The 24,567-nt window shown below is 68.5% G+C and carries 26 protein-coding genes and 1 pseudogene; 12 read left to right on the top strand and 15 right to left on the bottom strand.

Going from position 1 to position 24,567, the window contains the following annotated elements:
• The first annotated feature begins 3 nt into the window (after window positions 1–3).
• The 3 genes from ACX80H_RS11950 to ACX80H_RS11940 are packed head-to-tail and all read left to right on the top strand — an operon-like array spanning window position 4 to window position 2,592.
• A complete protein-coding gene (locus tag ACX80H_RS11950; protein ID WP_459313574.1) occupies window positions 4–546 on the top strand; it encodes a tripartite tricarboxylate transporter TctB family protein in 543 nt (180 codons plus the stop codon).
• A complete protein-coding gene (locus ACX80H_RS11945; protein WP_459313836.1) occupies window positions 539–2,200 on the top strand; it encodes a tripartite tricarboxylate transporter permease in 1,662 nt (553 codons plus the stop codon). Before ACX80H_RS11950 ends, ACX80H_RS11945 begins: the two co-directional genes overlap by 8 nt.
• The gene (locus ACX80H_RS11940; protein WP_459313573.1) at window positions 2,197–2,592 is read left to right on the top strand and encodes a universal stress protein; all 396 of its coding nucleotides are present in this window, start codon (window positions 2,197–2,199) and stop codon (window positions 2,590–2,592) included. Before ACX80H_RS11945 ends, ACX80H_RS11940 begins: the two co-directional genes overlap by 4 nt.
• Window positions 2,593–2,819: 227 nt before the next feature.
• Here the strand turns inward: ACX80H_RS11940 and ACX80H_RS11935 are convergent, their stop codons facing one another.
• Together ACX80H_RS11935 and ACX80H_RS11930 are read right to left on the bottom strand one after the other, a co-directional pair.
• On the bottom strand, window positions 2,820–4,196 hold the full coding sequence (locus ACX80H_RS11935) for an HNH endonuclease (protein WP_459313835.1): 1,377 nt from the start codon (window positions 4,194–4,196) through the stop codon (window positions 2,820–2,822).
• Between the two features lie 192 nt (window positions 4,197–4,388).
• Window positions 4,389–4,805, bottom strand: a complete 417-nt coding sequence (locus tag ACX80H_RS11930) for a VOC family protein (RefSeq protein WP_459313572.1) — start codon at window positions 4,803–4,805, stop codon at window positions 4,389–4,391.
• A 166-nt stretch (window positions 4,806–4,971) separates the two neighbouring features.
• On the opposite strand from ACX80H_RS11930, the gene ACX80H_RS11925 reads away from it, so the two are divergent.
• Window positions 4,972–5,670: an ABC transporter permease gene (locus tag ACX80H_RS11925; RefSeq protein WP_459313834.1), complete on the top strand. Its 699-nt coding sequence runs from the start codon at window positions 4,972–4,974 to the stop codon at window positions 5,668–5,670.
• A gap of 57 nt (window positions 5,671–5,727) precedes the next feature.
• Window positions 5,728–6,747 (top strand): LLM class flavin-dependent oxidoreductase, encoded by a 1,020-nt coding sequence (locus tag ACX80H_RS11920; protein WP_459313571.1) that lies wholly within the window; start codon window positions 5,728–5,730, stop codon window positions 6,745–6,747.
• A 168-nt stretch (window positions 6,748–6,915) separates the two neighbouring features.
• Here the strand turns inward: ACX80H_RS11920 and ACX80H_RS11915 are convergent, their stop codons facing one another.
• Together ACX80H_RS11915 and ACX80H_RS11910 are read right to left on the bottom strand one after the other, a co-directional pair.
• Window positions 6,916–7,122: an ANTAR domain-containing protein gene (locus tag ACX80H_RS11915; RefSeq protein ID WP_459313570.1), complete on the bottom strand. Its 207-nt coding sequence runs from the start codon at window positions 7,120–7,122 to the stop codon at window positions 6,916–6,918.
• A gap of 38 nt (window positions 7,123–7,160) precedes the next feature.
• Window positions 7,161–8,054, bottom strand: coding sequence for a transposase (locus ACX80H_RS11910; protein ID WP_459313569.1), 894 nt, complete (start codon window positions 8,052–8,054; stop codon window positions 7,161–7,163).
• A 150-nt stretch (window positions 8,055–8,204) separates the two neighbouring features.
• Between ACX80H_RS11910 and ACX80H_RS11905 the strand changes: the two genes are divergently transcribed.
• Both ACX80H_RS11905 and ACX80H_RS11900 read left to right on the top strand, forming a co-directional pair.
• Complete coding sequence (locus ACX80H_RS11905) at window positions 8,205–9,014, top strand: hemerythrin domain-containing protein (protein WP_459313568.1); 810 nt, start codon at window positions 8,205–8,207, stop codon at window positions 9,012–9,014.
• Between the two features lie 129 nt (window positions 9,015–9,143).
• On the top strand, window positions 9,144–9,299 hold the full coding sequence (locus ACX80H_RS11900) for a hypothetical protein (protein WP_459313567.1): 156 nt from the start codon (window positions 9,144–9,146) through the stop codon (window positions 9,297–9,299).
• Window positions 9,300–9,309: 10 nt separating this feature from the next.
• On the opposite strand, the gene ACX80H_RS11895 is transcribed toward ACX80H_RS11900, so the two are convergent.
• The 8 genes from ACX80H_RS11895 to ACX80H_RS11860 all read right to left on the bottom strand — a co-directional run bounded on the left by ACX80H_RS11895 (window position 9,310) and on the right by ACX80H_RS11860 (window position 15,540).
• The gene (locus ACX80H_RS11895) at window positions 9,310–9,543 is read right to left on the bottom strand and encodes a hypothetical protein (RefSeq protein ID WP_459313566.1); all 234 of its coding nucleotides are present in this window, start codon (window positions 9,541–9,543) and stop codon (window positions 9,310–9,312) included.
• A gap of 137 nt (window positions 9,544–9,680) precedes the next feature.
• Window positions 9,681–10,124: a hypothetical protein gene (locus tag ACX80H_RS11890; RefSeq protein ID WP_459313565.1), complete on the bottom strand. Its 444-nt coding sequence runs from the start codon at window positions 10,122–10,124 to the stop codon at window positions 9,681–9,683.
• An 85-nt stretch (window positions 10,125–10,209) separates the two neighbouring features.
• Window positions 10,210–11,085 (bottom strand): carbohydrate ABC transporter permease, encoded by an 876-nt coding sequence (locus tag ACX80H_RS11885; protein ID WP_459313564.1) that lies wholly within the window; start codon window positions 11,083–11,085, stop codon window positions 10,210–10,212.
• A 32-nt stretch (window positions 11,086–11,117) separates the two neighbouring features.
• On the bottom strand, window positions 11,118–12,086 hold the full coding sequence (locus ACX80H_RS11880; protein ID WP_459313563.1) for a carbohydrate ABC transporter permease: 969 nt from the start codon (window positions 12,084–12,086) through the stop codon (window positions 11,118–11,120).
• Window positions 12,086–13,393, bottom strand: a complete 1,308-nt coding sequence (locus ACX80H_RS11875) for an ABC transporter substrate-binding protein (protein ID WP_459313562.1) — start codon at window positions 13,391–13,393, stop codon at window positions 12,086–12,088. Before ACX80H_RS11875 ends, ACX80H_RS11880 begins: the two co-directional genes overlap by 1 nt.
• 108 nt (window positions 13,394–13,501) lie before the next feature.
• Window positions 13,502–13,633, bottom strand: a complete 132-nt coding sequence (locus tag ACX80H_RS11870; RefSeq protein WP_459313561.1) for a hypothetical protein — start codon at window positions 13,631–13,633, stop codon at window positions 13,502–13,504.
• A gap of 37 nt (window positions 13,634–13,670) precedes the next feature.
• Complete coding sequence (locus ACX80H_RS11865) at window positions 13,671–14,645, bottom strand: aldo/keto reductase (RefSeq protein ID WP_459313560.1); 975 nt, start codon at window positions 14,643–14,645, stop codon at window positions 13,671–13,673.
• Window positions 14,646–14,898: 253 nt separating this feature from the next.
• Window positions 14,899–15,540 (bottom strand): ScbR family autoregulator-binding transcription factor, encoded by a 642-nt coding sequence (locus ACX80H_RS11860; protein WP_459313559.1) that lies wholly within the window; start codon window positions 15,538–15,540, stop codon window positions 14,899–14,901.
• A 271-nt stretch (window positions 15,541–15,811) separates the two neighbouring features.
• Between ACX80H_RS11860 and ACX80H_RS11855 the strand changes: the two genes are divergently transcribed.
• Together ACX80H_RS11855 and ACX80H_RS11850 are read left to right on the top strand one after the other, a co-directional pair.
• On the top strand, window positions 15,812–17,119 hold the full coding sequence (locus ACX80H_RS11855) for an AI-2E family transporter (RefSeq protein WP_459313558.1): 1,308 nt from the start codon (window positions 15,812–15,814) through the stop codon (window positions 17,117–17,119).
• Window positions 17,112–18,098 carry a D-2-hydroxyacid dehydrogenase gene (locus ACX80H_RS11850; RefSeq protein ID WP_459313557.1) on the top strand — a complete coding sequence of 329 codons (987 nt, stop codon included), beginning with the start codon at window positions 17,112–17,114 and terminating at the stop codon, window positions 18,096–18,098. Before ACX80H_RS11855 ends, ACX80H_RS11850 begins: the two co-directional genes overlap by 8 nt.
• On the opposite strand, the gene ACX80H_RS11845 is transcribed toward ACX80H_RS11850, so the two are convergent.
• Entirely contained in the window at window positions 18,095–18,508 is a 414-nt protein-coding gene (locus ACX80H_RS11845) for a Rossmann-fold NAD(P)-binding domain-containing protein (protein ID WP_459313556.1), read from the bottom strand. The two genes, ACX80H_RS11850 and ACX80H_RS11845, sit on opposite strands and share 4 nt — an antisense overlap.
• On the opposite strand from ACX80H_RS11845, the pseudogene ACX80H_RS11840 reads away from it, so the two are divergent.
• Window positions 18,509–19,146 (top strand): annotated as a pseudogene (locus ACX80H_RS11840) (TetR/AcrR family transcriptional regulator).
• A 61-nt stretch (window positions 19,147–19,207) separates the two neighbouring features.
• Window positions 19,208–20,467 carry a glycosyltransferase 87 family protein gene (locus ACX80H_RS11835; protein ID WP_459313555.1) on the top strand — a complete coding sequence of 420 codons (1,260 nt, stop codon included), beginning with the start codon at window positions 19,208–19,210 and terminating at the stop codon, window positions 20,465–20,467.
• A gap of 27 nt (window positions 20,468–20,494) precedes the next feature.
• On the opposite strand, the gene ACX80H_RS11830 is transcribed toward ACX80H_RS11835, so the two are convergent.
• Window positions 20,495–21,340 carry an SDR family oxidoreductase gene (locus tag ACX80H_RS11830; protein WP_459313554.1) on the bottom strand — a complete coding sequence of 282 codons (846 nt, stop codon included), beginning with the start codon at window positions 21,338–21,340 and terminating at the stop codon, window positions 20,495–20,497.
• A gap of 68 nt (window positions 21,341–21,408) precedes the next feature.
• Between ACX80H_RS11830 and ACX80H_RS11825 the strand changes: the two genes are divergently transcribed.
• Window positions 21,409–21,630 carry a hypothetical protein gene (locus ACX80H_RS11825; RefSeq protein ID WP_459313553.1) on the top strand — a complete coding sequence of 74 codons (222 nt, stop codon included), beginning with the start codon at window positions 21,409–21,411 and terminating at the stop codon, window positions 21,628–21,630.
• A 325-nt stretch (window positions 21,631–21,955) separates the two neighbouring features.
• Here ACX80H_RS11825 and ACX80H_RS11820 read toward each other — a convergent pair whose 3' ends face one another.
• Window positions 21,956–24,190: a DNRLRE domain-containing protein gene (locus ACX80H_RS11820; protein ID WP_459313552.1), complete on the bottom strand. Its 2,235-nt coding sequence runs from the start codon at window positions 24,188–24,190 to the stop codon at window positions 21,956–21,958.
• Window positions 24,191–24,567 lie beyond the last annotated feature (377 nt).

Here is a 24,567-nt window from a genome sequence, read left to right as displayed (position 1 = left end):
CCCATGAGCACCCCAGTACAGAACGTCCCCGGAAGCGGCACGGCCGCCGCTCCCGGGAGGCCGATCGGTGAGCTGATCTTCGCGCTCATCATCGTCAGCATCGGCGTGGTCGGATTCGTGGCGGGCGCGGGCATCCAGACCCCGCCCTCGGCCAGCGACATCGGGCCGCGTGCCTTCCCGTTCGCCGTGTCGGCCCTGCTCGTCGTCGTCGGCGCAGGCCTGGTCATCCAGGTCCTGCGCGGCCACCGCGGTGCCGCTGACGAGGGCGAGGACGTGGACCTGGGCGCAAGCACCGACTGGCTGACGGTCGGCAAGCTCGGCGGGCTGGTTTTGCTGCACGCGTTCCTCATCGTGCCGCTCGGCTGGCCCCTCGCCGCCGCGATCCTGTTCTTCGGAGCAGCCTGGTCCCTCGGTGCCCGCCCGTGGTGGCGCAACCTCATCACGGCCATCCTCCTGGCACTGGTGCTGCAATTCGTCTTCGGCGGGCTCCTCGGCGTCTCGCTGCCTCCCGGCTTCCTCGAAGGGTTCGGTGTCTTCGGTGGATAACTTCCTCATGCTGATGCAGGGCTTCGCCACGGCGATGCAGCCCATGTACCTCCTCTTCGCACTCGGCGGCGTGCTCGTCGGCACCGCTGTGGGCGTCCTGCCCGGCATCGGCCCGGCCATGACCGTCGCGCTGCTCATGCCCATCACGTACAGCCTCGAGCCGACGGCCGCGATCATCGTCTTCGCCGGCATCTACTACGGCGGCATGTACGGCGGGTCCACCACGTCCATCCTGCTCAACACGCCCGGTGAATCGTCCTCGATCGTCACGGCGCTCGAGGGCAACAAGATGGCAAAGGCCGGTAGGGGAGCGGCGGCGCTGGCCACCGCTGCCGTCGGCTCGTTCGTCGCGGGTACCATCGCCACCGTCCTGCTCAGCTTCGTAGCTCCCTACGTCGCGGCGTTCGCGGTGCAGATCGGTCCGGTCGAGTACGTGGCGCTGATGGTCGTGGCCTTCCTGACCGTCGGCGCGCTCCTCGGTTCGTCCGTGCTGCGCGGTCTCGCGTCGCTCGGCCTCGGCCTGTTCATCGCGCTCGTCGGCTTCGACTCGCTCACCGCCCAGCAGCGCTACACCTTCGGCAGTCCCTTCCTGGCGGACGGGATCGACGTCGTCCTCGTCGCCGTCGGCCTCTTCGCCGTCGGTGAGGCACTGTACGTGGCGTCCCGTCTCCGGCACGGACCCATCAAGGTCATCCCCGTGACCGGTGGCTGGACGAGCTGGCTCCGTAAGGACGACCTCCGCCGCTCCTGGAAGCCCTGGCTCCGCGGCACCCTGATCGGTTTCCCGGTGGGGACGATCCCCGCCGGTGGTGCCGACGTCGCGACCTTCCTGTCCTACGCATCCGAGCGCAAGCTCGCGAAGGGCGAGAACAAGAAGCAGTTCGGCAAGGGCGCCATCGAAGGCGTGGCCGGCCCGGAAGCCGCGAACAATGCGGCTGCCGCAGGCGTCCTGGTACCCCTGCTGACGCTCGGCATCCCGACCACGGCCACCGCGGCCATGATGCTCGTGGCGTTCCAGCGGTACCAGATCCCGGTGGGACCGCAGCTCTTCGAATCGAACAGCGCACTCGTGTGGGCGCTCATCGCGAGCCTCTACGTCGGCAACCTGATGCTGCTCGTGCTGAACCTCCCGCTCGTGGGCATCTGGGTCAAGATCCTCCAGATTCCACGGCCCTACCTGTACGCGGGCATCCTGGTGTTCGCCGTGCTGGGTGCATTCTCGGTGAACTTCACGCCCATCGACGTGATCATCCTGCTGGTCGTCGGCATCCTCGGATTCTTCATGCGGCGCTTCGGCTACCCGATCGCGCCGATGGTGGTGGGCCTGATCCTCGGTCCCATCTTCGAGAGCCAGCTCCGCAGGTCGCTCGCGATCTCGCAGGGCGATCCCGTGGCCCTCGTGCAGTCGCCGGTCGCCGCGATCATCTACGTCGCGCTGATCATCATCTTCGCGCTGTCCTTCCTGCTCAAGCGCCGCCAGCGCCAGTTCGAGGCGATGGTCGCGGAGAACGCGGATGCGCCCGACGTCGTCCGCGGGTCCGCAGCGGCCCCTGAAGCCGTCGCTGCACCTACCGGCACTGCACCTACCGGCACCGCACCTACCGCCACTGCACCTACGGCCACTCCACCCACCCGAGAGGACACGGACCGATGAGCACCATCGTCGTGGGCTACGTGCCCAATGCACTAGGGGATGCTGCCGTCACCGAGGCGGTCGAGGAAGCCCGACGGCGGAACGCGGAACTCGTGGTCATCAACACCACGCGCGCCGACCGCCTCGTCAACCCGGCCTACGCCGATTCCGCGGACGTCTCGAAGCTCGAGGAGATGCTCAATGCGACCGGCGTGCGCTACTCCGTGCGGCACAGCATCTCGGAAGCGACCGCGGCCGAGGAGGTCGTGGACACGGCGGAGGAACTGGACGCCGAGCTGATCGTGATCGGCCTGCGGCACCGGACGCCGGTGGGCAAGCTGATCATGGGCTCGACGGCGCAGAACATCCTGCTGTCCGCCCGCTGCAACGTCCTGGCGGTCAAGCTGCCCTGACGGTTCCTGCACTGCAGTGTCCGACGACGGCGGGCCACTCCGGAAGGGGTGGCCCGCCGTCGTTCTGCGTGACGGTGGGTCTTTGGTGACTGCAGCGTGGGCCGGCGGTGTCTGGAGGCAGGCTCCGGCTGGAGTGGTGCGGAGAACACAGGGTGGTCATCACATCGGGCACCGGTCACATCAGGCACCGGTCGCATCGGGCACCGCTTCCATCAATTGATCCGTAGCTAGAACGGCTGGTCGTCGGCTGGAGCGGTGTAGGTCCGGCCCGCAAGGGACGTCGCGGTGATCACTCCGGGGTGTGCCTGTTCGTAGTGCCAGAGGCCTTCACTCTTGAACATGTGGTGCTTGCGGCACAGGTGTGCCAGGTTGTCGTGGTCCGTCCCGCCTCCGCGCGCCCACGGCGTGGTGTGGTCGAGCTCGCTGCGCGATGCGGGGATGTTGCAGCCGGGGTGTCGACAGGTACGGTCACGGACGCGCAGCCAGTTCTTGAGGTCGGACGGTACGGCGTAGGTGGTGCGTCCGACGCTCAGGACGACGCCGGTCTCCGGGTGCGTCAGGAGCCTCGTGAAGGAGGGGGCGTGCGCCGCGATGCGCCTCGCGAGTTCGGCCGGAATGGGCCCGTAGCCCTCCAGCTGGGCGGGTGCATCATCGACACCGAGCAGCGACAGGACCGGCACGGTGACGTTGATGTGCGCCCGGAGGCCATCAGGGAGAGGGGTCGCGGTCCGCAGCCGGGCGACGCCGGTTGTCTCGCCGGTATTCTCGCCGGCGTCCCAGCCTGCATGTTCGTCCTGATCAGCGGCGTGCGGATGTCCCTGACCGGACGCCAGGGAAGCACGAGTACGTGCACCCCTGCATGCTCCCCGGAGTTCTTCGTCCGAGTCGGGCCGCGCCGGCCGGGGACCGGCACCAGGACCGGGAAGCAGGAGGTCGACGAGGATGTCGGTGCGCAGCTGGGCCAGTGTGCGGCGCTCGCCGGGTTCCTGCAGGTGCCGGGCCGCCCCGGTCAGGTGGGCGTCGATCGCCGTTGCCGAGGTAGCGGGCAGGTACACGCTGAGCCAGGCCATGGCGTCGTCGTCCGGTTCCAGCTCCACCCGGCGCCGTGTCTCGGCAGACCGTGCACGCTGGTCGATGGTGTCCGGGTGGTACTGGGCCCGGAGCTTTCGCGCCTGGTACGCAAGCCTCGTCGTCGTCGTTCGGATCGCAACGGGCAGCAAGGCGGTTTCCGCGGCCAGGGCAGTCACGGCAGGCACTCCGGAGTATTCGTGGATCAGGACAGTGGCGTGGCTCCAGGAGATTCTGCCGTCGCGCAGGGCTGCGAGGGTGGCGGGATGGTAGGTGCAGAGCACCCGGGCCTGCTGAACCAGCAGGAAGGCGCTGCGCTCCGACGTGCGGAGGAGACAGGCCACCTCGGCCGCGGCCAGCGTGTCACCCAGGTTGCCGCCGCGGCTCCGCGCCGGCTGCAGGAGACGTGCGCTGGCCCTGCGGTCGATGAGGGACCGGACCCGGTCCACGGCTACGACGACGCCCGCCTGCAATCGCGCCTTCTCCGCCTCGAGGGAGGAGAGCTCGGCAAGGGCTTCGTCGAGCTCATCCGTCAGCTGTTCCGCCGATTCGATGACTCATCATCCCGCGCGCCACCGACAGAACAAGGGCAGGAATGCGCCATCCCGAATGCCCGCAATGGAAGCGGACTGCCGTCTCTGCAAGGCCGGCACCGCGCCACGGTCAGTGGTGCTGACTACGCCGGCACTGGACCATAGGGAATCCTCGCGACGCCTCGGAGCCGACTGCTAGCCCTTCGCCGCGAAGAGTTCGAGTGCGATGTTGTCCGGATCGCGGAACTCCAGGATGTACCCCGCGCCGATGTCCTTCACGCCGCCGTGTCCGATGCCCTTGCCGTCCAGCAGGGCCGCGGCGTCGTCGAGTACCTGCCGGCCGTCGACGCTGAAGGAGAGGTGGTCGAGGCCCACGCGGTCCTCGCTGAAGGTGTCGTCGGCCACCGGCCGGAGCCCGAGCAGGCTGTTCCCGAGCTGGTAGATGACCCCGTCGTGCAGGAAACCGAGCTGCTCGCGTGTCGCTTCGTCCGCCCCTTCCGGTACCTCGAAGGCGACCGGAAGCCCGAACAGCGAGTCGTAGAACGCACGGGAGGCTTCGATATCGGTGACAGTGAGTCGGACGTGGGCGTAGGCCTTGATGGGGATCGTCATGGCCGAAGTCTCGCACAGCCCGCCGGCCCGTGGTTCCGCCCTCAGCGCCACGGGTATCCGGACCCCGTCCCGGGCCGTCGTGCCGGCTCGCTAGGCTGGCCGGGTGACTGCCTTCCAGGACACCCTCGCCGCCCTCGCCCCGACCGCGGGCGCCGTCGTGCTCCTGATGGTGGTCACCGTGGGCGTCCTCACCTGGTCGCGGTCGCCCCAGCGGTTCGCTCCCGCACTCGCCGTCCTGCGCGGGGCGGTGCAGCTCGGGCTGATCAGCCTCATCCTGGGAGGAGTCATCACGAGTCCGCTCTGGGTGGCCTGCGCGCTCCTCGTGATGTTCGCCGTCGCCGTGGTGACAGCGACCCGGCGCATCGGGTTCACGGGTCCCCGCGCCGCGCTGGTGGTCCTCGGCATGGGGCTGGGCGTGGTCGTGGCCCTCGTCGTCGTGTTCGCCACTGGAGCGATCCTCGCGGAACCGCGCTACCTGCTGGCCCTCGGCGGAATCGTCATCGGCAACACGATGTCCATCGCGACGCTCGCCGGGCGCCGTCTGCGGGAATCGACCCTGGACCGCTGGGACGAGGTGGAGGGCTGGCTGGCGCTGGGGGCCCGTCCACGGCAGGCCACCCTGGACATGGCGCGGGCGGCCGTCCATGCGGCGCTCATCCCGTCCACCGACCAGACGAAGACCACGGGCCTCGTCACGCTTCCGGGCGCCTTCGTCGGGGCCATCTTCGGCGGGATCTCCCCGCTCGAGGCAGGCCGCTTCCAGATCGTCGTCCTCGCCTCGATTATGGCGGCCGGTGCGCTGACCGCCGTCGTGCTGGTGCGCGGACTTGCCCCCGCGGGCGTGCGGCCGGACCCGCTGGGCTAGGCGGGGGCCGACGTCGAAGGTGGGAATGCCGGGGCGCTCTCCAGCGCTTCACCCGGCATGAAGAAGATCGGTTTCCTGTCATTCGGCCACTACCAGGACGTCCGTGGTTCGCTGGTGCCTGATGCACGCGAGTCCCTGGTGCAGGCCGTCGAGCTCGCGGTCGCCGCGGAAGAACTCGGTGTCGACGGCGCGTACATGCGCGTCCACCACTTCGCGCCGCAGTACTCGGCGCCCTTCCCGCTGCTGGCCGCGATGGCCGCACGGACGAAGACCATCGAGCTCGGTACCGGCGTGATCGACATGCGCTACGAGAATCCGCTCTACATGGCGGAGGAAGCCGCTGTCACCGACCTCATCAGCAATGGGCGCCTGCAGCTCGGGATCAGCCGGGGATCACCGGAAACCGCGCTCGACGGTTCGCGCACGTTCGGTTACCTCCCGGAGGAGGGCTCCACCGACGCCGATCTGGCGCGCGACAAGACCGCGCTGTTCCGACGGGCGATCGCAGGCTCGGGCATCGCCGACGCCAACCCGCGCATGACCGGCAGCACCGGGAAACTGGCGATCGACCCCCTCTCGCAGGGACTGCCCGAGCGCATCTGGTGGGGCTCCGGCACGAGGGCCACCGCGCAGTGGGCGGGGGAGCAGGGCATGAATCTGATGAGCTCCACGCTGCTGACGGAGGACACGGGAGTACCGTTCGACGAGCTCCAGGCCGAGCAGATCGAGATGTTCCGCAAGGCGTGGGCCGGGGCCGGACACGCCTGGTCGCCGAGGGTCTCGGTGAGCCGCAGCATCCTGCCCATCGTGAGCGAGACCGACGAGTACTATTTCGGCCTCCGGGCACAGCGCGAGTCGACCGACCAGGTCGGGATCCTGGACGGCGCCCGGTCCCGGTTCGGCCGCAGCTACATCGGACCTCCGGACGTCATCGCGGAGCAGCTCGCGGCCGATGCCGCCGTGCAGGCCGCCGACACGCTTTTGGTGACCATCCCGAACCAGCTCGGCGTCGACTTCAACGCGGCGCTCCTCGGGAACATCGTCTCGCTCGTCGGCCCCGCCGCAGGTCTGCGCTGACGACGGCGGGTGCCGGGACCGCCGTGCTTCCAGCACCCGCCGGGCGATGGTGAAGCCGGGCGAAGCCCGGACAGCGGCGCCGGGAGCGCCCAGCCGAGGGACCGTGCGGCGGGGAGCACGCGACGCCGGACGAAACGGGACAGCGGCGCAGGGACGGATGGACCGGCCTCAGGAAGCCGTCGTCGTCGACCCTCCGGTCAGCTCCAACGCGACGTCCGCAACCGAACGCCTGGCCCGTTCGGCACGCGTCACCAGCTCGCGGAAGGCACTGTGGTCGTCGACGCCGAGTTGCGCCATGAGGATGCCCTTCGCCATGCCGATGCGGTCGCGCATCTGCAGGCCCTCGGCCAGGCGGATACGGCTGATGTCCCTCATGGACTACGCCGCGGGCGCGGTCGCGGAGTCGGAATTCCTCAGTCGTCGAGGCTTGCAGCGTCGGATTCCGCGGAGTCCTCCTCGTCCTTCGCCTCAGCGACCGAGCGGGTTGCATCGGACACTTTCCGGTCGAGGGCTGCAGCCTCGGCGTCGAGGTCGGCGAGCTCCCGCCGGAGCGCTTCCAGGCGCTCCTCGAGGTCCTCTATGGAAGCGGTCAGCCCGTCCCGCCGGACGGTGAGGCGCTGCGACTTCCGTAGCAGGTCCGCGGCCGCCTCCTCGGCCGCGGCGCGTGCGTCCCGCGCCGCGGAGAGCCGCGTTTCGGCGTCCCTGCGCCGGGCGGCGGACACCGTGCGTCGCCCCGGGCGGGTGTCCTGTGCGTCGTCGTCATCGTCCGCTCCTGCGGTCCCTCCGCCGTCGGGAGGGGGAGCGAAGGGGCCGGCGACGGCGCCCTCGAGGTCCACGGGATCCCAGCCGGTGGCCTCGAGCGTTCGGACGAGCCTACCGGTGAGCACTGCTGCCGCTGCGGCCGGGTCGGCGAGGGCGGCGCGCAGGGTCTGCTCCACGCCGGGCAGGGCGGCGGGCCCGACGTCGTGCCCCAGGTCCGCGGCGGCGTCGAGGGACTGGCGGGCGACGGCGGCCAGGAGGCGCTGGCGCTGCTGGCCCAGCGCGTGCAGTTGTGCGCGGTCGAGGCTTTCCTGCGCCTCCTTGAGGGAGGCGCCGAGTTCGAGCACCTGTTCGACCTCCTCACGGCGGCGGTCGACGAGCACGTTGACGAGCCATGCGGCGGACGCGGGCTTGGGCAGCTTGCGCAGCGTGGCAGCGAGTTCCCTGTCGCCCTCCTGCGTCGCCTTCTTCGCGGCCGCGTTCCGCTCCTCCGTGAAGCGATCGAGCGGCAGGGCGTAGAGGGCGGCCGCCTGTTCCATCAGGTCCATGTCGTCTGCGTCCTTCCGCGAGGCTCGCCCGATTATAGGCACCGGCGCCGGGCAGTGACAGGGGAGGGCGCGTCTGTATCCGGTAACTGCACGGGCGTACAGATGGAGGGGAAGCCTGCCGCCCCACCGCACCCCGTCCCAGGAGAACCCGTGTACACCTCGGTTGCAGACCAGACCACCGACCAGCTCGGCGGACCGCTCAGCGTCCTCGTGCGGCAGAAGCGGGACCATGTGAAGCTCAACTCTCTGCTCGAGAGGCTGCGCGGTACAAGCGGCGAGGACCAGGCCCGCGTGCTGCTCGATATCTACCGCCTCGTGTTCCCGCACGCCTTCGCGGAGGAATCCGTCCTGTGGCCCGTCCTGCGCAGGGTGCTGCCCGACGGCGGTGAACTCACCCTGGAGGTCGAGCGCGAGCACCAGGAAGTGAACGAACTGGTGAGAAAGCTCGAAGGGCTCGAGGACGGCTCCCCGGAACGGGCTGACGTCCTCGGGCGGCTCACGGAGGTACTCGACGACGACGTGCGCGACGAGGAAGACGCCCTGTTCCCCCGGCTCCAGTCCAGGGTCTCGCGCCGGGAACTTCAGGTGCTGGGCGTACTCTGGGAGCTGGTTCGGCGGGTCGCCCCGACCCGCGCCCACCCCGTCGTGGCGCGCCGCCCGCCCGGAAATGTCGTCGCCGCCCTGCCGCTGTCGGTCCTGGACCGGGGACGCGACATCGTGGACACCGCACTCCTCGGCGCTCCCGACCGGCTCGTCCCCGCGCTCCACCGGGTCAGCTCGGGGCTGGCCCGGGCATCGCACGCCGTCGAACTTCTGCCGGTCATGCGCTCCGGGGAGGACCTCTCCACGCGGTACATCGCCCGCAAGCCCCCGTTCCCCTGGGGGACCGTCGTCGTGTCCGCTGCGGGGGCCGGCCTGGCCGTCGCCGCGGCCCGGCGCGCGCTCCGCCGGTCGGCCTAGCCCCCCGGCGTGCACGCCGTCCAGAGCACGGAGCCGCTCCGCTCCGGTGGCGTTCGCGCAGCGGGCGGTGTGTACTGGTCCAGTGGCCGGGTCCGTCGACGGACCCGGGGATCTGAAAGGACGCACGCGATGGAAGCACGATGCCCGAGTTGTGGTTCTGCCCTGATCGAACTGGGCGAGGACCAATGGCCCGCCGAGGGGCCGGTCCCTGCTGGAACCCTCGCCGTCTTCCAGTGCGAGCAGAACCATAGGATCACCGTGGGGCAGACCCAGATCCAGGCTTAGCAGACCGCGTTCAGGCCTCCCGGCCGTCCGCGTCGTCGATGATGCGCGTCAGCTCGTCCCTCAGCGCCACGGCCTCCTCCACGCTGACTTCGAGGCGCTCGCCCTGCTCCACCCACCCGATGCTGATCAGTGGCCGGCCCTGGCCGTCCGCCGAGGAGGAGAGCCCGACCGCCACCGCGCGGCCGCCCGTATGCGTCACGTCACCGACGATCATCTCGCCGCCGTCGTCCCCTGCAACTGCCATGGCTCCTCCTCGATCCGCATCCGCCTGTTCCTTCCATGCTAGGCGCGGCCGGGACCGCGGTGTCCACCACTTCCAGGGCGGACCGCCGGACCCGTGCGGAGAGGGCGTCGACGACCGCGCGGGTGCGTTCGAAGGGCCTAGCCCACGGCCGGGCGGACCGCCAGGTTCGGGTGCAGCAGTTCGAAGCCCTCATCGGTCAGCGCGTCGCGGTCCATGTCGTCCGGGAGCAGCACGGCCGTGACCCTGCTATCGCGGATCGTGGCACCGGCCGTTCCGCGTTCGAGCGGGGCGCACTCGAGGCCGACGCCGAGACCCTCCTCGACCAGCAGGCAGACCGTGTCCCCGGTCCCGTTCCCCTCCACCGGCCTGACGGCGAAGTACTCGACGCCGTCGCGTTCAGCCAGGAAGCGGGTGCTTGCGAGGTCGATGCCGTCGAGGTCCGTCTGGATGGTCAGGACGTCCTGCTCGGTCTGTTCCTTCTCGAGGAGACCGAGCGCCGGGCCGCCGGTGCAGCCGGCCAACGCGAGGACCGCCGCGCACAGTCCGGCAGCCAGGGCATGGGTACTGGGCAGGCGGCGCATGGATCTCCTCGGCTGGGGAACGTCCCTCCCAGCCTAGCGAAGGCGCGGACCGGGGCCGGGCCACCGACTCCTCCAGCGGTGCGCTTCAGCGGATGCCGCTCCGCGCGAGTCCCTGGACGAAGTATTTCTGGAATGCGAGGAACATGATGATGATCGGCGTGATGGAGATGAGCGCCAGCGCCATGATGGCACCGTAATCCGCCCCGTACTGACCGCGGAGGTAGAGCAGGCCGATCGGTAGCGTGAAGAGCTGACTGTCCTTCAGTGCGATCAGGGGCCATGCGAAGTCGTTCCACTGGTACATGACGGTGAGCAGGACGAGGACGGCGATCAGCGGCTTGCACAGCGGCAGGATGATCTGGAAGAAGATCCGGAGGGCGCCGGCGCCGTCCACCTTCGCGGCTTCGACCAGTTCGTCGGGGATCGCGATGATGAACTGGCGGGCGAGGAAGATCCCGAAGGCGGATGCCGCCGAGGGCAGGATCACGGCCCAGAACGTGCCGTAGATGCCGAGCAGCGTGACGAGACGGAACTGCGCCACCATCAGCACCTGCACGGGGATCATCATGGTGCTCAGGACCAGGAGGAAGATGGCGCCCTTGCCGCGGAAGTCGAGCTTGGCGAAGGCATACCCCGCCAACAGGTTCACCGAGACGGTGAGGACCGTGACGATCGCGGTGATCACCACGGAGTTGCCGAACCACGTAGCGGTGGGGAAGCTGCCGAAGACCGTGCGGAAGTTGTCCAGTGTCCAGGCCGACGGCCAGATGCGCAGCTCGCGGCTGAAGACGTCCGCGTTGGGCGAGAACGCGAGCGTCACCATCCAGTACAGGGGGAACATCATGATGAGCCCGACGACGGCCGCCGTCACCAGCCGCGCGGCGGCGGCGGCGCGTCGGGCCGGGGGGACGCGCCTGGCCCTGGGGGCGGGACCGTCCCGGAGGGGTAGGGGGTGTGCCATGGGGACTCCTGTCCTGATGCGCAGGGAGGGCTCTATCCGACGTTGTCGCGCGAGCGGTTACCGCGCCACTGGAGTGCCGTGAAGAGAAGGGTGAGCAGGAAGATGACGATGCCGATCGCCGCCGCATAGCTCTGGTCGCGGGTGACGAAGCCGTTCTCGTAGGCGTAGGTGACGAGCACCGAGGTCGAACGTCCGGGCCCGCCACCCGTCATCACGAAGATGGTGTCGAACACCTGGAACGAGTAGATGACGTCCATGATCAGCAGGAAGAACGTCGATGGACCGACGAGCGGCACCGTGAGGTAGCGGAACTGCTGCCAGCTGCTCGCGCCCTCGAGGCGCGCCGCCTCGTAGAGCTCGGGGGAGATGCCCTGCAGCCCAGCGAGGTAGATCACCATGTTGAACCCCACCCTGATCCAGAGAGTCACCAGGATGATGGAGACGAACGCAGCCCAGCCCTGCGACTGCCAGGGGATCCCGCCGACGCCGCCCTCGCGCAGGAGTTTGTTGATGATGCCGGTCGCCTCGTCGAACAGCAGTACACCCATCAGTGCCGTGGCGACGCCCGAGATGACCATGGGCAGGTAGACGAGGGTGCGGAAGAGCTTCCGCCCCGGGAGGACGGAGTTCATCAGCACCGCGAGGCCGAGACCGAGGGCCAGGCTCAGCGGCACCGTGACGAGCGTGAACACCGCCGTGTTGAGGGCGGACTGCCAGAACGTGGGGTCCGTGACGAGGCGCTGGTAGTTCTCGAGGCCCACCCAGCCACTCGCGCCGAAGCCGTTCGACTCCTGGAAGCTGATGAGGAATGCCCAGCCCAACGGCAGGAACAGGAAGATGCCGAGGAAGATCAGGTTGGGCCCGAGAAAGACGTATGACGCCGTCGTCGAGCGTTGTCGGCGGGCAGCCCTTGGCGACCCCATGGCGTAGGTGATGGCAGGGGAGGGCGGCGGGTCGGTGGTATCGGGCGACTCCTCGTGCGCCGAGGTGTCGGAGGACATCAGCCGGCGGCCTCGTCGACGGCCGCGGCGATGTTCGCCAGGGTCTGCTCCACCGGCTGACCCTGGGTGAAGGCGGCCTCGAGCTGGTCACGGAGCTTGGGGTTGATCGTCGCCATGGCGGGCGAGGTCAGCTGCTCGACGTCGGTGGGCTCGAGGGTGGTGGCCTGTTCCACGAAGATCCCGGCGATGTCCGGGCGCGTCTGGTAGTCCAGATCGGTATCGACGAGGCTGGTGAGCGTCGGCAGCTCCATGGCGCGGGCACAGAAGTCGGACATCTGGTCCGGCTGCGTCATGAATTTCAGGAATTCCGCCGCCAGCTCCGGGTTGCGGGCGTTCTTCGTGGCCACGAGGGCGTTTCCGCCGAGGTCGCACGCGCCCCGCACGTCCCGCGGCAGGTAGGTGGCGCTCCACTCGAAGTCGGTGATGGCTTCGTCGAGGCTCGGCAGCACGAAATTCCCTACGAACGCCATGGCGGTGCTCCCGGCGGAGAATGCACCGTCGGCGTACGTCGAGGACTTCACCGAGCTGCTCGGTGGCACGAGGCCGTCCGTGAAGAAATCCTGGGTGAAGGCGAGGGCCTTGGCCCCGGCATCGGATTCGATGGCGGAACCCGTGAGGTCCTCGTCGAAGAGACGTCCGCCCGCCTGGAACAGCCAACTCAGCCAGCGGGTGGACCCGCCCAACTGCCAGTTGTACACGAACGGGTACAGATCATCGGGGAGGGATCCCCGCAGCTGCTCGGCCACCTGGCGGAATTCGTCCCACGTCCAAGCTGCCTCGAGACTGTCCGGGACATTCGTGATCCCTGCCTGCTCGAAGAGGTCCGTCCGGAACACGAGCGCGGAGGTGTCGGTCTGGTGGGGGACACCGAAGGGCTTGCCGTCGAACTGGACCGCCCGCCACATCGCGGGCAGGAATTCTTCGCCGGCGGCGGTATCGAAGTAGCTGCTCAGGTCCAGGAGCTGGTCCTGGCTGCTGTAGGCACCGATGGTTCCGTAGTCCACCCGGAAGAGGTCAGGAGCGGTGTTCGACTGCAATTGCGCGTCGATGTTCTGGAAGATCTGTTCATAGGGGACGAGGTTGAGTTCCACCTTGGTCCCGGAATTCGCGGCCTCGAAGGCCGCGATGCCCCGCTTGAAGCCTTCCTCCTCGGCAGGGCTACCCCAGGTGGTGAAGGTGAGGGTGTTCTCCCCGCCTCCCTCGTCGTTGGTGTTTCCTCCGCCCGAGAACCCGGAACAGCCATTGAGGGCTGCGGCTGCTGCCAGGAATCCTGCGCCGCCGAGAATCTGCCGTCTGGAGATGGTCATGGTGTACCTTCCGGGTCAGGGTGAACACAACCTACAACACGGTTCCGATGCTGCACAGGCTGTTGCTGCCCGGATCGGACTGCGCTATAACGCCTGCAGCGGTATCGCTCACCGCTCGAAGACCACGCGTCCGCCCACGACGATCAGGTCCGTCCCGACCATGTGCAGGCCGGCCGGGTTCAGTCCGGAGGGGTCCACCGACAGCACGGCGAGGTCGGCGGGAGTCCCCGCGGAGTCCACTTGCCGGCGCCAGCCCGCATACGGTTCCGGACGGCGGTCAGAAGCCCACGAGCGCGTGGGGGACGTAGTGCTCCTCCAGGGCACGGACCTCGTCCTTCGTCAGTTCGAGGTCCAGCGAGGCCAGGGCGTCCTCGAGGTGGCGCGGCTTGCCGACGCCGACGATCGGCGCGGACACCACGGGATTGCGCGACACCCAGGCGAGGGCCACCTGGGCGCGGGGCACACCGCGTGCCTCCGCGACCGCCCCGACGGCGTCCGAGACGCGCCGGTCGGAATCCTGGGTGCCGTAGAGGGTCTTGCCGAAGACGTCCGACTCGGAGCGCGACGTCGTCTCGTCCCACGGCCGGGCGAGCTTTCCGCGGGCGAGCGGGCTCCACGGCAGCACGCCGATGCCCTGGTCCGCGCACAGCCCGTACATCTCGCGCTCTTCCTCACGGTTGATGAGGTTGTAGTGGTCCTGCATCGTGACGAAGCGGGTCCAGCCGTTGATGCGCTGCAGGTAGAGCGCCTTCGAGAACTGCCAGGCATACATCGACGACGCACCGAGGTAGCGGACCTTGCCCGCCTTCACGGCGTCGTGCAGCGCTTCGAGGGTCTCCTCCAGGGGTGTCTCAGGGTCGAAGCGGTGGATCTGGTACAGGTCCACGTAGTCCGTCCCGAGGCGCCGAAGGCTGTTTTCCAGCTCCGCCAGGATCACTTTCCGGGACAGTCCGGCGCCGTTCGGCCCCTCGTGCATCCGGCCGTGGACCTTCGTCGCGATCACGGTCTCCTCGCGCCGCGTGAACTCCGCCAGGGCGCGTCCGACGATCTCCTCGCTCGATCCGTCCGAGTAGACGTTCGCGGTGTCGAAGAAGTTGATGCCGGCGTCGACGGCGGCCCGGATGAGGGGGCGGCTCTCCTCCTCGGGCAGGGTCCATGCGTGGTTCCCACGGTCGGGGGTGCCGTAGCTCATGCATCCGAGGGCGAGCGGTGAGATGTCGAGGCCTGTGGAGCCGAGTTTCACGTAGCGCATGGGTTCCCTTTGCTGGGGTCGGAGGTTTTCCTCCACCCTAATGCGGCACCCTCGGTGAATGGACCGGATGCTTCATCCAACGCTCTCGTGCCTGTGGCGGTAAAGGCGGGCGCCCCGAGGATGCCATTCGCACTCGCGGGGAGCCCGCAGGCAGGACCACGTCGGGTCTGGCAGGGACCTCCCCCACGGAGCCCCTGCGCTGCCACGAACAAGCCTAGTCTTGACGGTCACCGAAAAAAACCGTACGGCCGGTTTATTCAAGGCCCTTGCGGAAGAGGGCCACGTATCGCGGAACGTCGTCCTGCAGATCCTTGGCCACGATCCCCGGCAGCAGCATCTCCCACAGGTCCCCGAGCCGGTCGAGGACGTCCTCCCTGCCGGTCAGGATGTTCGAGACCATCTGCACTCCCGTATACGCGCCTACGAGCAGGCGGGCGAACGCGTCAGCGTCGAGGTCGGGACGTAGGTCGCCGTCCCGGATGGCCGTGCGCGCGAACTCACTGAACCGGGAGGTCCAGTCGAGGTACGGCTGATGGACATCATGCCCGAAGGCCGACGCCTCGAAGGTCAGGCGCACCCCTGCGCGCATGACCGACTGCTCGACGAGCTGCACCGCGAAAACGCGACCGATCAGGATCATCGTCTCCAGGGCGGGCCGGCCCAGGGCATGCACCCGGGCGCCCTCAGCCGAGGCGATGGCGTGCTGCTCCTCGATCACGGCCACGGCGAGGTCCTCCTTCGCCGCGAAGTGGAAGTACAGCGCCCCCTTGGTGACCCCGGCGCGCGCGGCCACCGCTGCAATGGAGGTGCCGCCGTAGCCGTGCTCCTCGAATACCCCGGCAGCGGCACGGATGATCGCCGACCGTGTGGCAACGGCACGTTCCTGCGGCGCCACTACGAGCCCCTGCCCGACGGACTGCGCGTGTCGGTACAGGTGCGGGATCGCCGGGACGGGATCCCGAAGGTGCCCGGTGCGGGGGAGGGCCGGTCGGGGAGTGCTGCTCGCCTCATGTCCCCATTGTGCGACAGGCGGTCCCGGTGTCGGACGGAGCGCGCCGGAGGGCGGGAGCGCTCTCCGCCGTCCGTCCCGTCAGGCGGGGCGCGCAAGCGCCGTCCCCGTCGTCCCTGCAGGCGCCGGGTGTCGCGGACTAGGGCAGGATGGCTACGTGACACGCGCGAACTCTCCTGACACGTCTCCAGCCGCAGTCCGCCCCCGGCGGTGGAGGCCGCGCGCCGCGCCGAGCGCCGCGGCGGAATCGCACGGCTCCTCGGTGGCCCGTCGCTTCCGGCCCCATGCCTTCTCCGACGGGCTCCGGGTCAGTGCCGTGTGGACAGGACGCAGCATCGTCGTCCTCGCGGGCCTCGTGATCCTCTGGTATCTCACCGGAGTGCTGTGGTCGATCATCCTGCCGACCCTGTTCGCGCTGCTGCTGGCCTCGGTCCTCTGGCCGGTCAACCGGTTCCTCCGCAGAGGCCTCCCGAAGGTCCTTGCCGCGCTCGTGACGCTGTTCGGGTTCATCGGCACCGTTCTCGGGATCGGTGCGCTGACCGTTCCGTCCATTGCGAGCGGAATCACCGATCTCTCGGGCTTGGCCCGGGACAACGTTGCGGACCTCATCGACTTCATCGCCCGCCCGCCGCTGAACCTGGACGCGGCGAACCTCGACGGCATCGTCGACACCGCCCTGGGACAGCTGCAGGCGAATGTCGGGAACGTCGTCACCGGCATCACCACGGGACTGAGCGAACTGACCTCGGGGACCGTCGTCGTGCTGCTGGCACTCGTCTTCACGTTCTTCTGCCTCAAGGACGGGGACCGCTTCCTGCCGTGGGCGTCCCGCTGGACCAACTCCACGGCCTACGCGCATGCTTCCATGATCGCGAGCGGCTCCTGGAGGACGCTGTCCTCCTACATCTTCGCGCAGGCCACCGTCGCGCTGGTGGACGCCGTGTTCATCGGGCTGGGCCTCGTCCTGCTGCACATCCCGCTCGCCATCCCGCTGGCCGTGCTCGTGTTCTTCTCCGCGTTCATCCCGGTGGTCGGTGCCATCGTCTCCGGCCTCGTCGCGACCCTCGTGGCCTTCCTCGCCTACGGCTGGCTCACCGCCCTCATCGTGCTCGGGCTGGTCGTGCTCGTGCAGCAGCTCGAGAGCAACTTCATCCAGCCCCTGCTCGTGGGCCGGACACTCGAGATCCACCCGGCAGTCGTGCTGGCGTCCGTCACGGCGGGCGGCACGCTGTTCGGCATCATCGGGGCGTTCCTCGCCGTGCCGACGACCGCAGTCGGCATCGTGGTGCTCCGGTACCTGCGCGATCTGTCCATCGAGAACCGGCCGGAGACCGGCGTCGCCTCCGGGAATCCCGATGCGGTCCCCGCGAACCCGGCGGAGGACGCGGCGGCCGCACGCATGCCGGACGCCGCCCTGCCGACCAGCGGTGCCGTGGGGCACCGATCGGAGCCGGCCGATGACTAGGCGGCCCGTGGTGGCGGTGCTCGAGGGCGACCGGCCGGTGCGGGGACTCGACCGCGTCGCGGAGCTCGCGGATGTGCGGGTGGCGCAGGCGCCGACCCTTGCCAGGGCCCTGGACGGCGCCGACGTGCTCTACCTCTGGGACTACTTCTCCGGGGCCCTGCCCGCCGCCTGGCATGCGGCCGGTTCCCTGCGCTGGCTGCACGTGGCCGCAGCCGGGGTGGACAAGCTCCTCTTCCCCGGACTCGTGGCGTCCGACGTCGTGGTGACCAACGCGCACGGCATCTTCGACCAGCCCATGGCGGAGTATGTCCTCGGCGCCATGCTGTACGCCGCGAAGGGCTTCGGTCCGCTGCACGACCAGCAGCGGGACGCCCGGTGGGTGTGGCGCGAGGGCCGCAACATCGCTGGCTCCCGGGCCCTGGTGGTGGGGACGGGCAGCATCGGCAGGCATACCGCACGGCTCCTGAAGGCCGTGGGGGTGCAGGTCGAGGGGGCCGGGCGGACGGCAAAGGAGCACGACGACGACTTCGGCTCCGTGCACGCTTCCGCCGATCTGGCCTCCGTGGTCGGCGGCTTCGACTGGGTCGTCCTCGTGGCGCCGCTGACTCCTGCCACCGAGAACCTCGTGAGCGCCGCCGTGATCGGTGCGATGAAGCCGTCCGCCGTCCTCATCAACGTGGGCCGCGGCCGGCTCGTGGATGAGGCGGCCCTCGTGGACGGCCTGCGCACCGGGACGCTGGCGGGCGCCGTCCTCGACACCTTCGCCGTCGAGCCGCTGCCCCCGGCCCATCCGCTGTGGTCCCTGCCGACGGTGCTCGTCACCCCGCACATGGCGAGCAACGCCGATTCCTGGCTGGACGACCTCGCGGTGCAGTTCGAGCGCAACTTCCTGCTCTGGGTGGAGGGGCGGCCGCTGCCCGGCGTCGTCGACAAGGCCCTGGGGTACGTGCCGTCCCGGCCGGCCGGGCAGGTCTCCTAGGCGGCGGCCGGTTCACTGCGCCACCACTGCACAGTCTCCGCGACGGCGGTATCCAGTGGAGTGGGCGACAGGCCCAGCGCCCGCTCGGACGCCGAGGAGTCGAGGACGAACGGTCGGTCGAACTGGTAGGACAGCTCGCCCAGCTCCCGCATCGACGGCACCACGAGGCCGAGTGCACGCACCAGCCGGCCCGGTATACCGGTCAGCCGGGGTGTACCGACCCCGGCGGTGGCCGCGACCGCCTCGGCGAGCGCGCGCTGGGTGAGTGCGGGAAGGGTCGGGGCATGCAGCACCCGGTTCCGTGCACGCGGCAGGTCCGCAGCCGCGATCATGGCGGCCGCAAGATCCGGGACATAGGTGAACGAGTGCGGGGCATCGGGGGTCCTGCTCCGGTGACGATGTAGGGACACATGATGTGCCTTTCGGGAGGAAGAATGGAAGCAGTGCTCTGCGGTCCAAGCGTGCGCCCGGTGGCGGTCTACCGCTACGTCGCCAACCGCGATGAGCTGCTCACGCTCCTGGTGGTCGACGCCTACACCGAGCTCGGCGACGAAGTCGATGCCGCCGTCGGGGCAGCGGGCAGTGACGCCATAGAACGCTTCGCCGCCCTCGCCGGCGCCGTCCGCCGCTGGGCCGTCCGCGAACCGTCGCGCTATGCGCTCCTCTACGGCAGTCCCGTCCCCGGCTACGCGGCTCCGGCGGAGAGGACCACGCCCAGGGGACCCGCGTCGTCACGCTGCTCGCGCGCATCCTGGACGACGCCTGGCGTGCAGGCGACCTCCAGGGCGGACCTGCTGGGGCGCCCCCGGAGCTCGCTGCCGACTACCAGGCCATCCGGGACGAGCTGGCCCTGGCCGCTCCGGACGACCTCATCGCGGGGACCGTGCAGGCCTGGTCCGCACTGTTCGGCGCCGTGTCCTTCGAGGTGTTCGGGCAGTACGGGCCGACGACGTTCGCACGTCCTGACGTCCTCTTCGACTACACCGTCCAGCGCCTTGCCGACCAGCTGGGTCTTCGGCCGGGCGCGGGTGTCCGCCCCGGGGATTAGCGGAGGCGCGGCCGGAAATGAGAGACTTGCCGCTGCCGCCACCCGCCGACCAGGAGCTCCCGTGCGCATCCGCCTGCCCCATCCGGAGACCCGCAACAGTGCGCGCTCGGTCTGGCTTTTCTTCGCCCTCCTCCATGCGGGGTTCCTCGCACGCCTGCTGCCGTTCATCCTCGGCGGCGGAGTGCTCAGCGACATCCGCTTCTACCGCGAGTGGGCGTACCAGGGGCTGGACGACGGCGTGTGGCAGGGCATCGACACCGCCTGGGTGTACCCCGTCGGAGCCCTCGCACCGATGGTCGTGGCGACGGTCCTCGGCCCTTATCTCTACCAGCTCGCCTGGTTCCTCCTCTTCGCCGGCCTCAATGCCGTCGGCACCGCGGCGCTGATGCGGCAGCGCACGCCGTCGTCGTTCACCGCCGCCTACTGGTGGCTTGCGGCCACGGCGCTCCTCGGGCCGGTGGCGGTCGGCAGGATCGACGGCCTGACCGCACCCCTGGTGGTGGTCGCACTGCTCATCGTCGCCGCCCGCCCGTTCGTGGCATCGCTCGTGCTCAGCGCGGCGACGTGGATGAAGGTGTGGCCTGCCGCCGTCGTGCTCGCGTCGCTCGTCGTCCTCCGTCGGGGGCGGCTCCGCATCCTCGGCGCCGGCGTCGCGCTCACCGCAGGTATCACAGGCGTCGTCGCCGTCTTCGGGGACATCCGCAACCTCGCCGGGTTCCTCAGCGCCCAGGGCGCGCGCGGCATGCAGCTGGAGGCTCCGCTGAGCACTCCCGGGGTGTGGCAGGCGATCACCGGGACGTCGGGCGCCTACTTCTTCGAGGACGAGGTCATCAACACCATGGAGGTGCGGGGTGCGCTGAGCGGGCTGGTCGGGGACCTGATGACGCCGTTGCTCGCCCTGACCGTTGTCCTGGTCGCCGCGTTCCTCGCGATCGCGCTGCACCGCGGCGCCCGGCCCGGCGCGCTGCTCGCCACCGGGTCACTGGCCCTCGTGAGCACGCTCGTGGTCTTCAACAAGGTCGGCTCGCCGCAGTTCATGCTGTGGATCGCTGCCGTGATCGCCGCCGGACTCGTGCTCGACCGCGCGGCCGAGTGGCGTTACCCGGCGATCGCGATGCTGGTGACCGCAGGCCTGACCACGCTCGTCTATCCGGTCTTCTACGACGCCCTGCGCTACGAGCTCAATCCCGCCGTCGCCGTCCTGCTCACCCTCCGCAACCTGCTCGTGGTCAGCATCTTCGTCTGGTCGCTGGTACGGCTGGGGCGCCTGACGGCGAGGGCCCGCGTCTCCGCGGACGCCGGCTCGCCGCAGGGCGCCTGAGTCAGGGCCCGCTGTCCTGCGGCGTCGCTAGGGGTGCCTGACGCCCTGCCCCGCGAGGACGGCCCGGTAGCCCTCCCGGTACGTCGGGTAGGCGAAGGAGAAACCGGTGGACCGCAGGAGGCTGCTGTCCATGCGCCGCGCGCCACCGCGGGTGGACGATGTCTCGCCGGGTGGCGGCTCCGGCAGGCCGAGTTCTGCGGCGAGGAACTGCAGCACCTCGCCGAGGTCCACGGGCTGTTCGTCGCTGCCGACGTAGATCGGCGCGGGAGCGTCGAGTTCCGTGGTCAGGTGCACGATCGCCGCAGCGGCGTCGTCGCGGTGGATCCTGTTGGTCCACTGCGGCACGGCGGGCAGGACCGCCGTGCCGCCCTTCACCTGGTCGATCAGGCGCGTACGGCCCGGCCCGTAGATGCCGGACAGTCGAAGGACCGTGCCGCGGTCCGAGCGGCGGAGGATCACCTGCTCGGCCTCGCGGACGAGGCGGGCGGTCGGGGCGGGGCTCTCCGCCGGTGACTCCTCGGCGACCCAGCCGCCGTCGAAATCCCCGTACACCGCGGTGGAGGACACGAAGAGGATGCGGCGCGGCCGCACGCCGTCGCGCTCGAGGGCATCCAGCACGTTCCCGGTCGCGTCCACGTAGGCGCTGCGGTAGGCAGCCTCGCTGCGGTCCCCGGCGGCGGTGGCGATCACGACGACGTCGGTGTCCTGCGGGACCGGCGGGAGCGTCCGCGTCAGGTCGGCGGCGACACCGTCGATCCCTGCGGGGATGCGGTCGGGGGACCGGCGCCAGCCGATCACCCTCTCGCCGCGGGCCGCCAGGCGCAGCCCGACCTCGGTTCCGAGGTCTCCGCAGCCCGCTATCAGCACCGTCATCGCATGTCCGTCCTCACTCCACCGGCCCGTCCTAGTGGCCGGGCCAAACGCCAGTCTAGGTGCCTTGCGTGGTCCTGCCGTGCGGGGTGGAGATAGACCTCAGCAAACCGTTGAAGGTCAAGCAGGAGGAGATTCCTTTCCTCCAGTTCTTCGATGCGGTCCTCGATTTTGTACTTGGTGAAGATGTCGCGGATGTTGTCGGAGAACGCGTTGATGTAGGCGAGGAGATTCTCGCGCAGGTTCTACCGGCCCTGGTGCGTTCGGCGAGCTGGTCGCACTCGAGCCCTTAGCCTTGATCGGCTTGGCCTCCGGCCTTTAGGGTCTCATCCCCGGTAGCGTGACCGGCGGAGCGGCACCCAATATAATCATGGCGCCACGATGCCTCACACAGAAGTGTCTTGAAACCGACTCTTTCGTCATGGGTCGACGCCTCTGCTTACGCGACAGGGTGGCAAGACAGGGCCTGCGACCGTAAGGCTGCTGGATCTGGACCGGCGCCGTCGAGGCGGTCGATTCGGTGATACCAGCCGCAAACATGGTGACGCTCACGATTCGCCTCCTTTCAGATATGGGACTGTGGGGGTCACCACACGACAGCCCCCACAGGTAGTTGGACTACCGGCGGGAACCGCTATCGGTTCCTGTGCCGCCATGTACGCCTACGAACCGCCATGTGTACGAGCCGTTATCGTTCAGGCTCATACGCAGGTGACCCCACGTATCGCTGAAACGCTTCTGGACGTACGCCGGGCTGGACGTGAATGCCCTCAGGCCGATACCGCCCGTGGATACCTGAAACTGCTGCATCCCATCGGTGGTGCACTGGTCAGCGTTGTCGACCGGGCACGTGCGCTCGTAGTTGTGCTGGCTACCCGAGAGCAGGACCTTCACCCTGTTCTTGTGGAACACGTCGATCCAAGGCTTGGCCTCCGTGAAGCGGCTGTGTGAGGACGTGTTCGACGTGAAGTACGGGTCGTGGTAGACGACTGCCAGGTGCTTCCCCCGAGCCTTGGCGGCTGCAAGGTTGGAGTCAATCTCGGCTGTCATCGCCTGAGCACGTATGGCGTTGTAGCGCCATGCTCCGGTGGGGGCGAACAGGATGTGCCAGTTGCCCTTGTCTACGGAGTACCACTCGTGAGCGGCCTGAAAACCTGCCGCCGTGCCTGAGCCTTTAGCGTTCGTGCGGGTCGGGTCAGTGCTGGTGGCCGACTTGGCGGTGCTTCCACACGCACCGTCCATCCACTTGTCGAACTCGGCGTTACGTCCGGGCTGGTGGTCGTGGTTCGGTCCAGCCGTCCACAGGGTCTTCGCCTTTACGGGACCCCATCCTGCGGCTTCCCACTTGGCGAACGTGTCACCCGTGTAGCTGCTGTTCGTGCAGTTGCCGGCGCTGTACTGGAAGTCACCGATACCGATGAAGTTGTCGAGCGTCCCATCGGCCAGTCCCGCCTTGATGCTGCTGGCGTTCTTGCCCGAAGCTGAGGTCGTTGATGTGTTGCCTGACGGATTCATGTCCCCCACGGCGGCGAAGTCGAACGACCCTCCTGTCGAAGGAGGCGGCGTCGGGGTAGGCGTAGGAGTCGGCTGCGTGATGGTTGCGGGGTTGTGGACGCGGACCCAATCGACCCGCATTTCACCTGCACCGTTAGCGGAGCTGTTCGGGAACCAGTCAAGCTGCAGGGTCTGGTGCATCGGGCCGGGAGGCTGGTGGCCGGGCGCGTTGTCCTCGAACCACTTCACACCATCCACGTATCCGACGATCCCGGCTGGGGACCAGTCGACCGCGTAGTTGTGGAACTGTCTAACATCGAGGGCCTTCGACCCTGAGGTCTGCAGGTTGTCGCACGAGTAGTGGTTGAAGAACTTGATGACGTTCCAGTCGCCGGTTGTCTCAGCGAAATCAACCTCACCGTCGCACGGCCAGTTCCCACTGTCAGGCCAGAGGATGCTGACCATGTGGTACTCGTCGTCGCCTGAGCCTGCGGCCCTGACTTCCCAACGCCCGTACATCTGGTTGGCGAACTTCGCGCTCATCCCGGCTGTCGTACCATCCGGGGTGCCAGTAAGGACTGCCTTCGTCCCGTCGACGGTGACCTGCGCTGGGCTGCGGAACCCCTTACCTGCGTGACCAGCCGAGTTGTAGACACTCCATTTAGCGGCGTCAGGCGCTCCTGTGTAGTTGAACTCGTCCCCAGCTACCACAGGACCCCAGTTCTGGGTGGAAGCAGCTGTCGTACCATCACCCGTTAGGGGAGGAGGAGGCGTTGTCGGGGTGGTCCCGGTCGGCTGTGTGGTGATGACGAGCTTCGGGCGGAGAGCGGGGTCAGGGGACTCGTCGGATTTGAACCCGATCCACTTCTGGGCGCCCGATTCGAGCTTGAAGTTGTTCGCTCCAGCCACCGTAGCGGCTGTCACGTCCCACTCCACCCACGAGCTACCTGCGAAACCACCGGTCTTGCCCAGCCACGTCCCACGGGCGGGTGCGTTGTTCCATGTAACACCCGTCTCTGTCCAGTCGCCGGTCGTCTTGTACACGTTGACGAACTCAGTGGCTGTTGCGCTCGCCTCTGAATAGGCCCGGAGCTTGGCGGATACGATCCGCTCTCCTGCCGGTACGACCACATCGAACTTGAGGAGGGCGTTGCGCCGCATGGAGTTGCGGCCCTCTGTGCTCCAACGGACGCTGTTGCCGTAGTTCGTGGTCGGGAAATCAGCCTGAACGTACGTGTCCGCTACCGGAGCGATGGAGACTGGTGCGCTTACCGCTGCACGAGTCCCTTCAAATGTTGGTGCTGAGCACCCTGTGGTAACCAACGTCGACAGGGCGACCGCGGTCAATAACTTCCTCATGAAGAGGACCGATCAAGTAGAGCGCTTGTTGATTTTTTGATGACGTTCACTCTCTGATGGGCATGGCTGAGAAGGCCACGCGAACAAGCTGACGCCTCCCCAGACGACACAGCACCATGACGGGCCCCGGAGCGTTGTTCCACGAGTGGATGAGACCGCAGCGCCGGGCTTTCAGAACTAGGTAGTTGAGATGTGACCAGTGTTACCCGTGGTCCTGGAGTGAAGAGATACTCAGACGGCCAGGAAAGCCAATATTGTGAAGATACTGCGTCCGCCTTTGACAAACGAAAGGGCGGCCCCCGTACGCGTGGCCGCCTGCTGTACGTCACGAGCCGAGGGGCTACGGGCTTCCGCCCACCCTGTCCTCGCTGTTATGG

Source organism: Arthrobacter pasteuri (assembly GCF_054510955.1).
The sequence above is the reverse complement of the archived record's forward strand: the minus strand, read 5'-3'. Positions and strand labels throughout refer to the sequence as shown.

What these genes read in the sequence shown, in the direction of transcription:
- ACX80H_RS11950 (WP_459313574.1), top strand. Translation starts at nt 4, where the DNA reads ATGAGCACCCCAGTACAGAACGTCCCCGGAAGCGGCACGGCCGCCGCT.
- ACX80H_RS11940 (WP_459313573.1), top strand. Translation starts at nt 2,197, where the DNA reads ATGAGCACCATCGTCGTGGGCTACGTGCCCAATGCACTAGGGGATGCT.
- ACX80H_RS11930 (WP_459313572.1), bottom strand. Translation starts at nt 4,805, where the DNA reads ATGACGATCCCCATCAAGGCCTACGCCCACGTCCGACTCACTGTCACC.
- ACX80H_RS11925 (WP_459313834.1), top strand. Translation starts at nt 4,972, where the DNA reads ATGGTGGTCACCGTGGGCGTCCTCACCTGGTCGCGGTCGCCCCAGCGG.
- ACX80H_RS11920 (WP_459313571.1), top strand. Translation starts at nt 5,728, where the DNA reads ATGAAGAAGATCGGTTTCCTGTCATTCGGCCACTACCAGGACGTCCGT.
- ACX80H_RS11915 (WP_459313570.1), bottom strand. Translation starts at nt 7,122, where the DNA reads ATGAGGGACATCAGCCGTATCCGCCTGGCCGAGGGCCTGCAGATGCGC.
- ACX80H_RS11910 (WP_459313569.1), bottom strand. Translation starts at nt 8,054, where the DNA reads ATGGACCTGATGGAACAGGCGGCCGCCCTCTACGCCCTGCCGCTCGAT.
- ACX80H_RS11900 (WP_459313567.1), top strand. Translation starts at nt 9,144, where the DNA reads ATGGAAGCACGATGCCCGAGTTGTGGTTCTGCCCTGATCGAACTGGGC.
- ACX80H_RS11895 (WP_459313566.1), bottom strand. Translation starts at nt 9,543, where the DNA reads ATGGCAGTTGCAGGGGACGACGGCGGCGAGATGATCGTCGGTGACGTG.
- ACX80H_RS11890 (WP_459313565.1), bottom strand. Translation starts at nt 10,124, where the DNA reads ATGCGCCGCCTGCCCAGTACCCATGCCCTGGCTGCCGGACTGTGCGCG.
- ACX80H_RS11885 (WP_459313564.1), bottom strand. Translation starts at nt 11,085, where the DNA reads ATGGCACACCCCCTACCCCTCCGGGACGGTCCCGCCCCCAGGGCCAGG.
- ACX80H_RS11880 (WP_459313563.1), bottom strand. Translation starts at nt 12,086, where the DNA reads ATGTCCTCCGACACCTCGGCGCACGAGGAGTCGCCCGATACCACCGAC.
- ACX80H_RS11875 (WP_459313562.1), bottom strand. Translation starts at nt 13,393, where the DNA reads ATGACCATCTCCAGACGGCAGATTCTCGGCGGCGCAGGATTCCTGGCA.
- ACX80H_RS11865 (WP_459313560.1), bottom strand. Translation starts at nt 14,645, where the DNA reads ATGCGCTACGTGAAACTCGGCTCCACAGGCCTCGACATCTCACCGCTC.
- ACX80H_RS11850 (WP_459313557.1), top strand. Translation starts at nt 17,112, where the DNA reads ATGACTAGGCGGCCCGTGGTGGCGGTGCTCGAGGGCGACCGGCCGGTG.
- ACX80H_RS11830 (WP_459313554.1), bottom strand. Translation starts at nt 21,340, where the DNA reads ATGACGGTGCTGATAGCGGGCTGCGGAGACCTCGGAACCGAGGTCGGG.
- ACX80H_RS11820 (WP_459313552.1), bottom strand. Translation starts at nt 24,190, where the DNA reads ATGAGGAAGTTATTGACCGCGGTCGCCCTGTCGACGTTGGTTACCACA.